This is a genomic window from Empedobacter sp. UBA3475, assembly GCF_002378465.1.
GTDB classification, from domain to species: domain Bacteria; phylum Bacteroidota; class Bacteroidia; order Flavobacteriales; family Weeksellaceae; genus Empedobacter; species Empedobacter falsenii_B.
In genome coordinates this window covers 49,147-65,890 of record NZ_DFRA01000021.1, presented here as the reverse complement: position 1 = coordinate 65,890, position 16,744 = coordinate 49,147, and the positions used below count along the sequence as shown (strand labels likewise).

The window sequence follows — 16,744 nt, the reverse complement described above, 5'->3', positions numbered from 1 at the left end:
CTTAAAGATACCTCGACAAGCTCGGTATGACAGGTATTAGGTTATTCTGAACTTGTTTTAGGATTGCATCAAAATTATTTTTCTAGTAACAATCCGTCAAAAATTGCCCATTTGTTTTGAATTCTTCGAATGATTTATTCAAATGTTCTTGACAGATTTGTTCCAAAACTTTCTCTACATCATGTTGCATTGTGAGAGCACCACAAATCATAAGAATTCCACCATTTTGTAATGTTTCAGCAAAGAATTTAGCATCACGATTGACTAAATCCATCACATACTGTTTATTTTCTTCACGAGAAAATGCAATGTGAAATTGACTCAAATGATTCGTAAAAATTTGTTTCGTAGCAAATTCTTGATAAGATTTTGTTGTTTCATTATCATGTCTGAAACCACAGTATAAATGCGTTTCAATATTTTTTGAATTCTCATCAATCATCCCAAGAAAAGGTGCAATTCCTGTTCCGTTTGCAATCATCACAACTTTTGAAGCTTTTGGAAATCTAAAGGCTTTATTTTTTACAATTCGACCTTTAATCGTAGAATTTTGAACCAAATTATATAAATATTGAGAACCTAATCCAAACTCATGCAATTTTACAATTAACTGTAATTTATTATCTACTTTTCCAACCGAATATAAGCGTTCTTTGTGATCACTTTCGGGATAAATTGCTAATAAATCTCCAGATTTGAATTTCTCTTTTACATCTAAAATAACTTTAAATGTAGCATCTTCTTGTGTGATTTTAGTGGTAGAAATAACCTTAACATTTTTCAGTTCTGGTGCTTTTCCAACATACATCGCAGGCGTTGTTGCTAACGGAATATCTGTCGTTTCTTTGTATGCAATGACCCAATTTGTGAATTCTTCCGGCGATTTATCATTTACTGTTTTCAAATCCAATAATTGAGTAGCCCATTTTTGATCATTCAACCATTTGTCAACTTTAACTGCATAGCCACAATAATCTGAATATGCTCTTGATCCAAATCCTACAACAGAAAATTCGATGGATTGGTTTTGTGGAAATTGTGTGATTAATTGTTCAAATTTCTTAGCATTCGCAGGCGCATCACCAATTCCATAAGTTGAGGTAAAAATGATGAGTTGTTTTGCTTTTGGATAAATTTCATATTGATTCATCTGAGCAATGAATGATTTTTTTCCGTTTGCTAAAAATTGCTCTTGAATTTTTGAAGCAAATCCAACAGTTGCACCATTTTCTGAACCAACTAAAAGGATAATTTCAGCTTCGTTGGCTTTATATTTATTTTTGCCAATTTTCGTTTTTGTACGTTTGAACGTAATTACAAATCCTGACCAAATAAAGAATAAAATGTTAAGCGAAGCAATTCCTAAAATCGCTGCCCAAATAACATTGGTGCGACCTGTATGTAAATCGATATTGAATTTTTCTACAATTGCTGAATAAGGATTCAACGATTCTGAAATAATCGCTCCATTTACTTGATTAACCGAAACCGATTTTTTTCTTAAATGAACGATAAATGGTTCTGCTTCATCATCTGGAATAAAAGGAAATTCAATCTTTTCAACACTACTTAATTTTGTGTTTTTGAAGAATTCAATGTCTTTTAAATCTTTTGGTTGTAAATTTTCTTTGACTTGATGCTCAATTTCTTTTGGTTGACCAACTAAAGGTTCTAATCGCGCTAAGAAAATCAATGTTCCTGTTAATGCAATGATTAAAACTGGAATTAATAACCAACGTCCAGTTACAACATGAAAATATTGTGAAAAGGAGTCTTTGTTAACTTTTATAAAGAAATTTAGAATTCCTTGTTGACGTTTTACGATTAAGATTAATCCACTTATTGAAATTAACATCAATAAAAAAGATACGACACCAACAATTGCTCGTCCTGTTTCTTTTAGAAATAATGAACGGTGCAAGGCTGTGACCCAATTGATGAAATCACTTTTTGGAACAATCTCACCAATCTTTTTTCCTGTTGTAGGATCAATGTAAGATTTGATCGAATTTCCATCTTCGTCCATCGCATCAATTGTCACAAAATCATTGTGATCAACTTTTACTTCTATTATTTCAAAATAATGCTCGCGCAAAGTTGGTAAAACTTGCGCGAGTGTTATGTTATCGAAATTTTCTACTTTGTATGCGGGCGATTTTTCGTTTATTGCATCAACAGCCAAAATTACTCCTGTGATAGATAGAATAACTAAAAATGCTGAAGATAAAATTGCAAGACTCAAATGCGCATATCTCCAAATAGATAATGTCATTTTATTGAACTTTTATAAAACGTACGGCTTTAATATAAACTGAACCTTTGATACCTGCTTTGTTGTCTAAATCCGAAGAATTTAATGCAACTTCAGCATCTTTTGCGACGTATTTTTGAGTTTCTACAGCAGATTCAAAACGTAATTTGTATCCTTTATTCAATTTTGCAGTATCAAACTCGATGACACGTGTCGCTCTCGCTCCTCCAGCAACTGAAGCACCTGTGATTCCGTTTAATTTTTCTTTCTTTTTACTATTGAATTTGTGCCATTCTTTTAACGTGTTATACCACTCGTTATCTGTTCCCAAAACACCTAAAGTTTTTTCGTATTGTCCTTTTGGATTGATTAATGAAATCACTACATAGGCTTCTTTTCCCGTGTAATTATTCATCTGAATCATTGTTTTGTATTTTGTTGTTTGTGCAAAAGTGGCAGTTGCCATTAAGATTACAACTAATCCAACTAATTTTTTGATTAAGTTAAATTTCATCTCCTTCATTATTTTAAAAAGTCAATAGACACATTATTTTTCTTTAAGAATTCGTTTTCTCCAGCCAAATCATAAGCTGTTTCGTCAAATTCTGTTTTAATATCTTTTTTCGCTCCAGCAGCAACCAAAGTTTTTAAGGTTGCATCATCTTTCGCAATCAAAGCTGCTTTGTGTAAAGCTGTATTTCCGTCTTCATCTTGTGTATTAAGATTCACACCTAATTCAATCGCTTTTTTCACCAAATTTACATTTCCTTTATCAACAGCAATGTGTAACAAAGTTGCACCTTTACTTTGAGTAGCTTTAAAATCAACTTTTGCATTTGTTAATAAAGCTTGTTTTTCTGCGAATGATTCATCATTTGGTTTGAAAGAATTGAACCAATAATAAGCCAAATTATTTCCATCTTTATCTACAATATCAGCTTTAGCGCCTTTTTCTAACAATAAAGAAACGATTTGAGATGTTCCAGAAGCAACAGCTTTTGTTAAAGCTGACTCACCATTTTTATTAACCGCATTTACATTGTTTGCTTTTGATAAAAATGTATTGATTAAATCTGTATTTTTTCCTCCAGCAGCAACCATTAATGCAGTGTTTCCTTCTTTATCAGCAATTTTAGCATCAACACCTTTTGATAAGATAAAGTTGATTGTTTCTGAGTTTCCTTTGCGAGATAAAGCGTGTAATAATGTTTGTCCGTCTGGATTTAACGCTTTCGGATTTAATTTATATTTTGTAATTAATTCTTGGAAAACTTCTACGCCATTTTCTTTTGTTCTCGAACCTTGTGTGGCAAAAAATAAAGCTTGATCAGTAGGTTTAATTCCTTTCGCGATTAATTTATCTATGATTGATAAGTTTCCTAATTTTGCAGCATAATCTGCTACAGTACGTCCATTAGCGTCTTTATCACTTAATGATAAACCTTTTGAAATAAAATATTCTGTAACTTTTAAATCATCATCATTCGCAATCGCTTGCATGATTAAGTTTGAACCATCTTCTCCTTTAACTTTTGGATTGGCACCAGCTTTAATCAACGCATCGTAAACTGCGATATTCTGATTTCCAGCACTTGCTGCATATGTAATCACATCGTAACCATGGCTATCTTTGTAATGAACATCAGAACCTTTGGCTAATAAATAATTTACTAATTCTAAATTCCCCGCAGCAGCAGCCCATTGAAGATAAATTCTTGAGTGATGCGTTTTTTTATCAACAGAATTTCCTTCTTGTTCAATTAAAAATTTAGTCACATTAAAATCTGCTTTGTTATTAATCGCTATCACAACAGGATCAAAGAAGCCTCCATTTTGAAAAGAAGGACTATTTCCTTTCGAAATTTCAGTTTTTACAGTTTCTATTGTTGGATTATTTTTCCAAAAACCAGCGTCCATCAACGTGTTCGTCTGAGCTTGAATAAATGAAGCGACAAGGATAGCAGCAGAAATGAATAATTTTTTCATATGAATAGAATATATTGTAATAATTATTTAGACTAATTTTAATTTGATTTCAAAAGTATTATTTTTATTTATATTAATTCTAATTAAATCAAATAAATTTGGCTAATTCTGCTAAACATCAGTTTTTTGAAAACAAAAAAGATTGCTAATCTGCAATCTTTTATATTTCTAAACTACTTTATTCAGCTCGTCTTGGACCATTTTCTCTCGATTTCAAAACGTTTTCAACATCTTCCAATTTGAAACCTTTGGCTTTCAATAAAATTAAATAGTGATACAACAAATCCGCCGCTTCATTAATAAATAAATCATCGTTGTTGTCTTTGGATTCAATCACCAATTCAACTGCTTCTTCACCTACTTTTTGTGCAACTTTATTGATTCCTCTTTTGAATAATTTATTGGTATACGAATCTGGATCATTGTCTAAATCAATTCTATCGTTAATGGTTTGTTCCAATTCATATACAAATCCATGATTTGTTTCTTCTTTAAAACAAGTCGTAGAACCCGTATGACAAGTTGGTCCAAAAGGTTTTGCTTTGATTAAAACTGTATCGTTGTCGCAATCAACTGCGATAGATTTTACTTCCAAAAAGTTGCCTGATTCTTCACCTTTTGTCCATAATCTATTTTTTGAACGAGAATAAAAGGTCACTTTTCTAATTTCTTGGGTTTTGTTAAAAGCTTCTTCGTTCATGTAACCTAACATCAGAACCTTGTTGTTAAGATAATTTTGAATAATAACGGGAACTAATCCGTCGTTACTTTTATTGAAATCGATGTTCATCGTATCGGAATATTTTGTTCTTTTAAATAACTTTTAAGTGTTGGAATTGGAATTTCACCAAAGTGAAAAATACTTGCAGCCAATCCACCACTTGCATTTGTTTGGGTAAAAACTTCTGTAAAATGCTCCATTTTTCCTGCTCCACCAGAAGCAATTACTGGAAGATTTACAGCATCAGCAACCGCTTTTGTAATATCAATTTTGAAACCAGCTTTTGTTCCATCGCCATCCATAGACGTTAACAGAATCTCGCCAGCGCCTAATTCTTCTACTTTTTTGACCCAATCTAACGTTTCCCATTCGGTTTCAATTTTTCCACCGCTTACGAAAACTTTTTGTGTTCCATTTACATCGCGAGTATCTACTGCAACGACTACACATTGCGATCCAAATCGAGCTGCTAAATCTGCAATTAATTGAGGATTTTTGACAGCCGAAGAATTAACGGAAACTTTATCTGCACCAGCTTTGATGACCGCCGAAGCATCTTCCACAGAATTAATTCCGCCACCAACTGTAAACGGAATATTAATCGCTGAAGCAATTTTTTCAACCATTTCAGCTAAGGTTTTACGTTTTTCTAAAGTCGCTGTGATATCCAAAAAGACTAATTCATCAGCACCTTCTTCTACATATTTTTTTGCTAATTCCACTGGATCTCCCGCATCGCGTAAGCCCACGAAATTAACACCTTTTACCGTTCGTCCATCTTTGATGTCGAGACATGGTATGATTCTTTTCTTCAGCATATTAGTACAATTGTTTTAAGTCTTTCAACTGAATTCTCCCTTCGTAAATCGCTTTTCCAAGAATTGCTCCTTCACAACCTAATTCTTTTATTTTGATTAGATCATCGATTGAAGAAACGCCACCAGAAGCAATTAATTTGACCTCCGAAGTAGCTAAAATTTCTGCATATAATTCGTTTGAAGCTCCTTCTAACATTCCGTCTTTCGCGATGTCTGTACAAATCACATAATCAATACCTTTGGTTTTATATTCTTGAATAAAATCTATCACATCTAATTCTGACGTTTCTAACCAACCATGTGTTGCTATTTTTCGATCTTTAGCATCTGCACCTAAAATGATTTTATCGCTTCCATACTGTGAAATCCATTCTTGAAATAATGTTGGATTTTGAACCGCAATACTTCCTCCAGTAATTTGGTTTGCGCCACATTCAAAAGCAATTCTAATATCTTGATCTGCTTTAATTCCACCTCCAAAATCAACTTTTAAATTGGTTTTAGAAGCAATTAATTCTAACGTTTTATAATTAATGATTTCTTTTGATTTAGCTCCATCTAAATCTACCAAGTGCAAATATTCGATACCGTAATCCTCGAATTCTTTTGCAACTTCCAACGGATTTTCGTTGTATATTTTTTTTGTATCATAATCGCCTTGTGACAATCGAACGCATTTTCCGTCGATAATATCTATAGCTGGGATGATTCTCATAACTGTTATGTTAGATTTACTATTTTGGAATTACGATTAAGAAACAATCGTAATTCGTAAATTAACCTTCGTAAATTATTTTAATTCTTTCATGACCTCTTGGATTGCACGTTCCAATTGTGGGTCTTTATTTTCTAATCGATCTAAGAACGTATTTTTAATATAAATGTCAGGTTTAACTCCAGTTTTTTCTAAATTTTGTCCGTCCAAAGTATAAGTTCCCCAACTTGGTAAACGATAAAATGAGCCATCAACTAATCCTTTTCCAGAAGTGAAAATGATCCAACGATACGTTTCTTGCCCGATGATTTTTCCTAATTTCAAGGCTTTGAATCCTGCAGCTGTCATTTCTGCATCGCTCAATGAGTATTCGTTAATTAATAAAACAATTGGTTTTCCTGAAGGAGCAAAATTTGGTTGAACAGTTAATTGTCCTTCACGATATTTCCATTTCAAATAAGGTCTTTGCGATAAAAAGTTCAAAACTTTATCATGTACATTTCCACCTGTATTGAAACGTAAATCTAAAATGACACCATCTTTTCTATTCTCTTGCTCTACCATGTCCAATAAAAACACATCCAATTCAGAAGTAGACATATTTTTCATGTACGAATAAGCAATTCTATCGTTGCTTAATTTTTTTACACGCTGACGATTTTCATAAATCCATTCATCATATAAAAGTGATTTCAATTCGTTATTTGAAATTGGATGAATCTTCGTAGAAATTGTTTTTCCTTTTCGGTCAAATTCAAGAGTTAATTCTTCTAATTTTTTAGGCGTTGTAAAATAAGTTTCACGATTTTGGTTTGGATCGATTTTTTGTCCATTCACACTTACTAAAATATCACCTTCTTGAACATCAACATTTTTAAGGAAAGCAGGAGATTTTCGTAAGATTTTTTCAACTGCAAAAGGTTGATCTTTTTTGAAAATAATTCCTGTTTCGTTGGTGAAATAATTCAATCTTCTACTTTCTTCTTTTCCGAAAGATGAAAAACCTAAATGCGAAGAATTTAATTCACCTAGCATATCATTTAGCAAAATTCTTAAATCATTTCGATTGTTTACATAAGGTAAAAACGTTGCGTATTGTTCTTTTTTTGCTTTCCAATCAATTCCGTGAAAATTCTCATCATAGAAATTTTCTTCTACTCCAGCCCAAGCTTCTTCGTACATTTGATTGAATTCTGAAGCCAAGTTTTTATTGAAATTATATTTAATACTAACTTTTTCAGGATTTGTAGAATTAATACCAAATTTGTAAACAGAATTATCGATTAAAGCGTAAAGATTTTTCTCATTTTTCAAGATAAAATCAGCGCCTTTGTTGAATATTTTGTCTGTTTTATCTTCTTCAAAATCAGCGGTCGTTTTTCTGTATAACTGAAATTTACCATTTTCTTGGTTAGTATTATAGAATAAAAATTGCTTTTTATCATCCGCAAAAACAAAAGGATTTGTCTGATATCCAAAACGGTCTGTTACCAATTCAATTCTTTCTAAGAATCCTTCTGGATTAATAGTTAATGCTTTAAAATCGTTCTTTTCTTCTTTTTTCTCTTTCTTCTCAACCTTTTTTTCTTCTACAAATAAATTATCAAATTTTTCTGATTTATAAGCTTGATCAAACCAATCTAAAGAAGCACGATAAATACTCGATTCTTGCATTCCCAAAGGATAGGAAGGATTTTTTCTGTCGCTTGAAAAATAAATGTATTTTCCGTCTGGTGACCAAGTAGGGTCAGCTTCTGAAACACCAGTATTTGTTAAATTAACCGTTGTATTTTTCTTGATGTTGTGAATAAAAATATCTAACTCGAAATTACGTTTTGCAGAGAATAACACATATTCATCATTTGGAGAAAAAGATGGTTTCGAATTTTGGAAAGCCCAAATTTCATCTTTAACAATTGTTGATGATTTAAGTGATTTCAAATCTAATAATCTTACTTCATCGCGTCCGCTTAAATAAACAGCTTGTGATAAATCGTTGTTGAATGTAATGTCTCGATTATTTCTTAAATCAGAAGTTAATTGTTCAACTTTTCCTTTTCCGTCAGCCGAAATTTTAAACCAATTTTGGTAACCTTTATACGTTTGGTTGAAGATTAAATTTTTGTTGTCTTTTAACCATTTTACTTCTAAAACACGCTCTTTTCCATCAGAAATTTGATTGACAAACTTTCCTTCATTATCCGAAACAAAAATAATTCCTCTGCTTACAAAGGCCATTTTCTTTCCATCAGGAGAAATGTCAAAATAATCGATGTTATTATCAACTTCAAAATTTTGCTCTTTTTCTAAAGATTTATTCGAATTAACATTAATTGTAAGAGGTTTCGACGTTTTAGTTTTTACATTGTAAACAAATAATTGATAATCTTTTTCGAAAACAACTTTTGAACCATCAGCTGAAACAAAAGGTTTTTTAATCGAAGTTTCAAATTTTGTTAACGCTTCTTTTTTACCATTTGCTAATTGATATAAGTTGTATTCGCCATTATTTTCGTCCGAAATAAAATAAATAATTCCGTTTTTATCAACCGTAGGATTAAAATCTTTTCCGTTATAATCGGTATATTGTTTATAACTTTTTGTGGTTGGATTATATCCTAATAAATCTGGATTATTTTCGCCTTTGTATCTTTTTCGTGTAACTTGACTTGCACTTTCAGACGAGTTAGTGAAAATATATTCGCCTTGAGGAGTTTCTACTAAACCATTTGTTGTATTAAAATAATTTGTAAAAAGCGCTTCTGGTGTTTTTCCATCTAAATCAATTTTAAAACTTCCAAATCCATTATTTTGATTTGATGTAAAATAGATCGATTTACTGTCCCAACTCCAACTCTCGACTTCATCTTTGGCTTGATGAAAAGTCAATTGCTTAATTTGTCCACCATTTATAGGCATTATATAAATATCGTAATTTCCATATTGATTAGAGCTGAATGCCAGCCATTTTCCGTCTGGTGAAACACGAGGATTGATTTCTTCTCCTTCTAAAGCTGTTATTCTTGCAGCATTCCCGCCATTTATATCGGTTGACCAGATGTCGCCATCGTAACTAAAATAAACCGTTTTAGCATCAGGACTTAAAGAAGGAGTAGAAGTGAAGTACACTTTTTCTTGAGCAGAAACCTGCGAAATTGCAAAAGCACTAAGTATAGTAAAAACTATTTTTTTCATGTGTGTGAATTTATAATTACTATAAACTTAGAAAGTTTTTTAGTATTTGTTCTCCTATTCTTGCAGATTTCTCTGGGTGAAATTGAGTTGCGTAAAAATTATCTTTATGTAAAGCTGCTGAATATTCTAAAATATAGTCTGTTTTCGCGATCGTATATTCTGAATTTTCGCAATAAAAACTATGTACATAATAAAAGTCGGAGTTCTCTTCTACTTCGTTAAACAAAGGTGTTTTTAAGTCATAAATCGTATTCCAGCCCATGTGAGGAACGATTTCGGTTGATGGAAATAACTTGACTTGAATAGGGAAAATTCCTAAACAATCGGTATTTCCTTCTTCCGAATAAGCGCACATTAATTGTTGTCCCAAGCAAATGCCTAAGGTTGGTTGTTTTAAGTTTTTAATGACTTTATCTAATCCTTTTACTTTTAAATAAGTCATTGCGGAACTTGCTTCTCCAACTCCTGGAAAAATTACTTTGTCAGCATTTTGCAAAGTTTCAAAATCGTCTGTAATTATAGCTTCGAACCCCAAACGAGTTACTGCATTATATACCGATTTTACATTTCCTGCATTGTATTTTACTATTGCTACCATATTCTTTGATTTACGACTTTTGATTTACGATTGATATTAATCTTAAATCTTCATTCGTCAATTATAAAAGTCCTTTTGTTGAGGGTAAAATCATTTTTTCAGGATCGCGTTTTACAGCTACTTTAATGGTTTTTGCAAACGCTTTGAAAATAGCTTCGATTTTGTGGTGCTCGTTTGTTCCTTCCGCTTTGATATTTAAGTTTGCTTTTGCTCCGTCTGTAAATGATTTGAAAAAGTGATAAAACATCTCAGTTGGCATTTGACCAATCATTTCGCGTTTAAAATCAGCTTCCCAAACTAACCAGTTTCTTCCGCCAAAATCAATTGCTGCTTGTGCTAAGCAATCGTCCATCGGTAAAGTAAATCCGTAACGTTCGATACCTAATTTATTTCCTAATGCTTGCGCAAAAACTTCACCTAAAGCAATTGCTGTATCTTCAATCGTGTGGTGTTCGTCCACTTCTAGATCTCCATCCACTTTTATCACTAAATCCATTTGTCCATGACGAGCGATTTGATCTAACATATGATCGAAAAAGTGAATTCCTGTCGAAATATCCGATTTTCCTGTTCCGTCAAGATTTAAATCAATTTTAATCTTTGTTTCATTCGTATTACGAACAATTGAAGCAGTGCGATTTTGAAGTTTTAAGAACTCGTAAATCTCTTTCCATGAAGTTGTTTTTAAAGCAATCGCATCATTTAATCCTTTGTTATCATTGATTTCGTCTGCGCCTAAAGCTTCATCATTCGCGATAAAAATTCCTTTTCCACCAAGATTTTGAGCTAATTTAACATCCGTTATTCGATCACCGATTACAAACGAATTTGTTAAATCATATTCAGGGTTATTGATATACTCTGTTAATAAAGCCGTTCCAGGTTTACGCGTTGGCGCATTTTCATGAGCAAAAGTTTTATCAATGTAAATATCCTCGAATTTCACGCCTTCATTTTCGAATGCTTTCACTACGAAATTTTGTATTGGCCAAAATAATTCCTCAGGATTAGAAGGCGTTCCTAAACCATCTTGGTTGGTCACCATAACTAATTCGTAGTCCAATTCTTTTGCAATTTTACCTAAATAAGTAAAGGCTTCTGGATAGAATTCTAATTTGGAAAAGCTGTCAACTTGGTAGTCAGCTGGCTCTAAAATCATTGTTCCATCACGATCTATGAATAGTATTTTTTTCATTTTAGTTGTTTTTGATGTCATTCCGATGTTAGGAGGAATCTCAGAGATTTCTCATTTCACTGTCGTTTCATTCGAAATGACAAATTATATTATTTTAAGTGTTTGTATTAATTTCTGATTTTCAACTTCCGTTCCAACTGTAATACGTAAACAATTTTCGCATAAATCGTCGTTGTTTCTGTTACGAATTACAATTCCTTTTTCGACCAATTGATTGTAACGTTCGTTTGCTTTATCAACTTTAATCAAAATGAAATTCGAATCGCTTGGATAGATTTTTTCTACAAATGAGATATCAGTTAAAGCATTTTCTAGAACTTCTTTTTGTTGAATAATCGTATTTGTAATAGCTATCACTTTATCGTAATCGCTTAAAATTTCAATCGCTTTTAATTGTGTTAATTGATTGATGTTATAAGGTGGTTTTATTTTATTTAAAACATCCACAATTTCTTGTGAAGCATACAAAATTCCTAAACGAATTCCTGCTAAACCAACCGCTTTCGACAAAGTTTGGGTAACAATTACGTTTGGATAATTTTTGATTTCTTCTATCCAAGACTGTTCTGTGGCGAAATCGATATAAGCTTCGTCGATAATTATTAAGCCATTGAAACGATTCACAATTTCTAAAATAGTTTCTCTTTTGATGATTTCTCCTGTTGGATTATTAGGAGAGCATAAAAAAATCATTTTTGTATTTTCATCTACTTTTGAGAAAATATCTTCGATGTTTGGTTGAAAATCTTCTTTGTTTAATAACGATTTTCGGTATTCAATAGCATTTAAATTCGCTAAAACACCATACATTCCATAGGAAGGTGAAATCGCAATAACATTATCTTGATTCGGTTCGCAAAATGCTCGGAAAATTAAATCTAACACTTCGTCACTTCCATTTCCTAATAGAATCTGATTTGCAGGAAAGTTTTTGATTTCACTTAAAATCGATTTTACATTACGTTGTAAAGGATCAGGATAACGATTCAATCCATTATTGAAAGGATTTTCGTTCGCATCCAAGAAAACGAAATCGTTATTTATTTCTTGAAATTCGTCACGAGCTGATGAATAAGCTTTCAGCGTTTTTACGTTAGGACGAATGATGTTATTTATGTTGAATGAATTCATGTACGATTTTTGATTTACGATTTTAGATCATTTAGTCTTAAGGTTACTGCATTTTTGTGCGCAAATAACTCTTCGGCTTCAGCCATTAATTCGATTGCTGGACCAATGTTTTGAATTCCTTCTGCTGATAATTTCTGAAACGTGATTTTCTTGATAAAACTATCAAACGAAACTCCTGAATAATTTTTTGCATAACCATTAGTTGGCAAAGTGTGATTGGTTCCTGAAGCATAATCACCAGCTGATTCGCACGAATAATTTCCTAAGAAAACGGAACCTGCATTAATAATTTTTTCGATGTAATTGTCAGCCGTTTCGCAAGCAAAAATTAGATGTTCTGGCGCGTAAATATTCGAGAAATTTACACATTCTTCGATAGAATTTAGAACAATTCCTCTTGAATTTTCTAGAGCTTTAGTTGCTAATTCTTTTCTTGGAAGAACTTCTAATTGAGCATTAATTTCAACAATTGTTTCGTTTAATGTTTGCTCATTCGTTGTTAATAAAATTACTTGCGAATCGATTCCGTGTTCTGCTTGTGACAATAAATCGGCTGCGACATATTTAGGAACTGAAGTTTCATCAGCAATCACCAAAACTTCACTTGGTCCAGCTGGCATATCAATAGCTACACCAAAGTTTTGAGCCACTTGTTTCGCAGCTGTTACATATTGATTTCCCGGTCCAAAAATTCTATCTACTTTTTGGATTGTTTCTGTTCCAAAAGTTAAAGCTCCAATCGCTTGGATTCCGCCAACTTTATATATTTTTTCAATTCCGATTAAGTTTGCAGTATACAAAATTGCTGGGTGAATTTTTCCTTCTTTGTTAGGAGGTGTACATAAAATAATATTTTGGCAACCAGCTAATTTAGCAGGAATTCCTAACATTAATGTCGTAGAAAATAACGGAGCTGTTCCGCCAGGAATATAAATTCCAATATTTTCTATACCGCGAGATTCTCTCCAACAATTTACACCTCTTGTTGTTTCAATAACTTTTATTTCTTCGGGTTGTTCAGCGTGAAACTTCTCAATATTAGAAGCTGCTAATTGAATTGCTTGTTTTAAATCTTCAGAAATTAAAGTTTTTGCTTCTTCAATTTCTTGAGTAGAAACTTCTAAAGAAGTTAACTTAACTTGATCAAATTTTTCTGTAAAATCAATTAATGCTTGATCTTTTTCTTTTTGAATTTTTCCAAAAATATCTAAAACTATTTCTTGTAAATCTTGTGCTTCTTTCGTTGGTCGAGCTGTTAACTTAGACCAGTCTGAAAGTTGAGGTTTGATATATGTTTGCATGTTGTTACGAATTACGATTTTAGAATTACGAATTACGATTGAATCGTAAATTGTAAATCGTCAATCAAAAATTATAAAATCATTTTTTCAATTTCTAATACTAAAATTCCTTCTGCACCCAAAGCTTTCAATTGCTCGATGATGTCCCAAAAAGTATCTTCCTTAATGACAGTGTGGATTGATGACCAACCTTTCTCGGCCAATGATAAAACTGTTGGAGATTTCATTCCGGGTAACAAAGCAATGATTTCTTCTAACTTTTCGTTTGGGGCGTTTAATAAAATATATTTGTTTTCAGAAGATTGTTTTACTGCTTCGATTCTAAATAAAAGACGATCTAAAATAGCTTGTTTTTCAGCATCGAGATTTTGATTAGAAATTAAAACAGCTTGCGATTCAACCACCGTTTCCACTTGTTTTAAACCGTTTGTTAATAGAGTAGAACCTGTAGAAACGATATCAAAAATAGCATTTGCCAAACCGATACTTGGAGCAATTTCTACGCTTCCTCCGATTTCTTCAATCTTGACATTAATTCCTTTTTCTTGGAAGAATTTCACTAAAATACGTGGATAAGAAGTTGCAATTTTTTTATCTTGAAAATAACTTAAATCTGTATAAATTTCATCTTTCGGGATCGCTAAACAAAGTTTGCAGCCAGCGAATCCTAATTGACGGATTTGAGTGACATTTTTATCTTTTTCCCAAACTTCATTTTCACCTAAAATACCAATATCAGCAACCCCTTGTTCTACATATTGCGGAATATCGTCATCACGTAAGAATAAAACTTCGATAGGGAAATTAGGAGATTCGGTTCTTAATTTTCGATTACTTGTAGAGATTTTAATTCCGCAATCTTTCAATAATTCGAGTGATTTTTCACTTAATCGACCGCTTTTCTGAATGGCTATTTTTAATTTACTCATTTTTAATATTTTATATTTTAAAGTTTGAGTAAATCGATGATTAAATCTTGAAGTAACAAAAAATCCCGTTCGATTTACTCAAACGGGATTTAGATATTGTGATAAAATCATTACATACCACTATCTGCTCGCTTGAGTGCAAGTATGATGGTGATGATGATGTAATTGATTTGGGTACATTTTACTTTTTTGCTGGAACAAATGTAGAAAGGAAATTTTAATTGACAATAGATTTTTTGAAAATTAGTAAATAAACTTGTTATTAATTATGAAAACCTTATTTTTTTCTATTTTTATCCAAAAGAACTCAAATATTTATTAAGTTTTATTGATTTGATTAATTCTCAATATTTTATAGAAAGTTCGGTTACATCCAAAACTTTCTTTTATTTTTGCAGTAATATATGTTAGAAAAACAAGAAGCACAATACGAAAAAGTAGTTTTAGTTGGATTGATTACACGTGAACAATCCGAAGAAAAACTGACGGAATATATGGATGAATTGGAGTTCTTAGCTTATACAGCTGGAGCGACAGTTGGAGAACGTTTTACACAAAGAATGGACAAACCTGATTCTAAATTCTTTGTAGGAAGCGGGAAATTGGATGAAATCACAGCTTTTGTCGAAGAATATGATATTGATACAGTTATTTTTGATGATGAATTAACGCCTTCTCAGTTGAAGAATATTGAGAAAGTTGTCAACAAAAAAATCATCGACCGTACACAATTGATTTTAGATATTTTTGCTCAACGTGCGCAAACTTCTTATGCGCGTACGCAAGTAGAATTGGCACAATACCAATATTTATTACCGCGATTAACACGAATGTGGACGCACTTAGAGCGTCAGCGTGGTGGAATTGGTATGCGTGGTCCTGGTGAAACGGAAATTGAAACGGATAGACGTATTATTCGTGATCGAATTACGTTATTGAAAGAGAAATTGAAAGGAATCGATAAGCAAATGGCTACTCAACGTAAAAATCGTGGAGCATTGGTACGCGTTGCGTTGGTTGGGTATACAAATGTTGGGAAATCAACGTTGATGAATGTCTTATCGAAGTCCGAAGTTTTTGCCGAAAATAAATTATTTGCAACATTAGATACAACGGTTCGAAAAGTGGTAATTGGTAATTTACCTTTCTTATTAACGGATACGGTTGGGTTTATTCGCAAGTTGCCAACACAATTGGTAGAATCGTTCAAATCTACATTAGATGAGGTTCGTGAAGCGGATTTGTTGGTGCATGTTGTGGATATTTCGCATGCGAGTTTTGAGGATCATGTGAATTCTGTGAATCAAATTTTAGCTGAAATAGAGTCGAAAGAAAAACCAACGATTATGGTTTTCAATAAAATTGATAATTTTTCTTATATTAAACAAGATGAAGATGATTTGTCTGAAAAGAAATTTGAAAATTATTCGTTAGAAGATTGGAAACGTACGTGGATGGCGAAAACAGATTATCCGACATTGTTTATTTCGGCAACGGAAAAAGATAATTTAGAAGATTTGCGAAAAACGGTTTATGAAGAAGTGAAAGAAATTCACATGAAACGTTTTCCTTATAATAATTTCCTTTTTCAATATTACGATGAGGAAGAAAATGATTCGGAAGAATAATAGTTTTAATTTTTAGATTTTTTAAGATTAAAAATTAGAATTAATATAACCATAAATAATAATCCAATTTGAATATAAAGACCCATTGAATTTTCACGAAAATTATTATACAACTTTATAAGACCATTGATTATTATAATCAGGAAGAATAATAATATTAGAGGCTTGTGTTTGAAATTCATAAATGTAAGTTTGTATTAAAGTTAGGAAATTTATATTTAATATTTTAAAATAAATAAGAGTTCAGTTTTTGGACTCTTTTTTTGTTAACATCAA

13 protein-coding genes are annotated in these 16,744 nt (G+C 32.0%); 1 reads left to right on the top strand and 12 read right to left on the bottom strand.

The window, feature by feature from the left end; all coding sequences use genetic code 11:
• Positions 1–82: 82 nt before the first annotated feature.
• The 12 genes from B3I31_RS05155 to hisG form a co-directional block, all read right to left on the bottom strand.
• Positions 83–2,272 (bottom strand): PepSY domain-containing protein, encoded by a 2,190-nt coding sequence (locus B3I31_RS05155; RefSeq protein WP_291087681.1) that lies wholly within the window; start codon positions 2,270–2,272, stop codon positions 83–85.
• Between the two features lies 1 nt (position 2,273).
• The gene (locus tag B3I31_RS05150) at positions 2,274–2,765 is read right to left on the bottom strand and encodes a DUF2271 domain-containing protein (protein ID WP_125349871.1); all 492 of its coding nucleotides are present in this window, start codon (positions 2,763–2,765) and stop codon (positions 2,274–2,276) included.
• 8 nt (positions 2,766–2,773) lie between these two features.
• Positions 2,774–4,237: an ankyrin repeat domain-containing protein gene (locus B3I31_RS05145; protein WP_286495326.1), complete on the bottom strand. Its 1,464-nt coding sequence runs from the start codon at positions 4,235–4,237 to the stop codon at positions 2,774–2,776.
• Between the two features lie 178 nt (positions 4,238–4,415).
• The gene (gene hisIE, locus B3I31_RS05140; protein ID WP_219033866.1) at positions 4,416–5,027 is read right to left on the bottom strand and encodes a bifunctional phosphoribosyl-AMP cyclohydrolase/phosphoribosyl-ATP diphosphatase HisIE; all 612 of its coding nucleotides are present in this window, start codon (positions 5,025–5,027) and stop codon (positions 4,416–4,418) included.
• The gene (hisF, locus tag B3I31_RS05135; RefSeq protein ID WP_219033865.1) at positions 5,024–5,776 is read right to left on the bottom strand and encodes an imidazole glycerol phosphate synthase subunit HisF; all 753 of its coding nucleotides are present in this window, start codon (positions 5,774–5,776) and stop codon (positions 5,024–5,026) included. Before hisF ends, hisIE begins: the two co-directional genes overlap by 4 nt.
• A gap of 1 nt (position 5,777) precedes the next feature.
• A complete protein-coding gene (hisA, locus tag B3I31_RS05130; RefSeq protein WP_219033864.1) occupies positions 5,778–6,491 on the bottom strand; it encodes a 1-(5-phosphoribosyl)-5-[(5-phosphoribosylamino)methylideneamino]imidazole-4-carboxamide isomerase in 714 nt (237 codons plus the stop codon).
• 75 nt (positions 6,492–6,566) lie between these two features.
• On the bottom strand, positions 6,567–9,686 hold the full coding sequence (locus B3I31_RS05125) for a S41 family peptidase (RefSeq protein ID WP_291059675.1): 3,120 nt from the start codon (positions 9,684–9,686) through the stop codon (positions 6,567–6,569).
• Between the two features lie 19 nt (positions 9,687–9,705).
• The gene (hisH, locus tag B3I31_RS05120) at positions 9,706–10,284 is read right to left on the bottom strand and encodes an imidazole glycerol phosphate synthase subunit HisH (protein WP_286495322.1); all 579 of its coding nucleotides are present in this window, start codon (positions 10,282–10,284) and stop codon (positions 9,706–9,708) included.
• A 61-nt stretch (positions 10,285–10,345) separates the two neighbouring features.
• A complete protein-coding gene (gene hisB / locus B3I31_RS05115) occupies positions 10,346–11,479 on the bottom strand; it encodes a bifunctional histidinol-phosphatase/imidazoleglycerol-phosphate dehydratase HisB (protein ID WP_286495321.1) in 1,134 nt (377 codons plus the stop codon).
• Positions 11,480–11,563: 84 nt separating this feature from the next.
• Positions 11,564–12,610 carry a histidinol-phosphate transaminase gene (hisC, locus tag B3I31_RS05110; protein ID WP_291059677.1) on the bottom strand — a complete coding sequence of 349 codons (1,047 nt, stop codon included), beginning with the start codon at positions 12,608–12,610 and terminating at the stop codon, positions 11,564–11,566.
• A gap of 14 nt (positions 12,611–12,624) precedes the next feature.
• Positions 12,625–13,911, bottom strand: coding sequence for a histidinol dehydrogenase (gene hisD / locus B3I31_RS05105; RefSeq protein WP_291059679.1), 1,287 nt, complete (start codon positions 13,909–13,911; stop codon positions 12,625–12,627).
• Between the two features lie 71 nt (positions 13,912–13,982).
• Complete coding sequence (gene hisG / locus B3I31_RS05100; protein ID WP_291059680.1) at positions 13,983–14,840, bottom strand: ATP phosphoribosyltransferase; 858 nt, start codon at positions 14,838–14,840, stop codon at positions 13,983–13,985.
• A gap of 404 nt (positions 14,841–15,244) precedes the next feature.
• On the opposite strand from hisG, the gene hflX reads away from it, so the two are divergent.
• A complete protein-coding gene (hflX, locus tag B3I31_RS05095; protein ID WP_221854272.1) occupies positions 15,245–16,468 on the top strand; it encodes a GTPase HflX in 1,224 nt (407 codons plus the stop codon).
• The last annotated feature ends 276 nt before the right edge of the window (positions 16,469–16,744 follow it).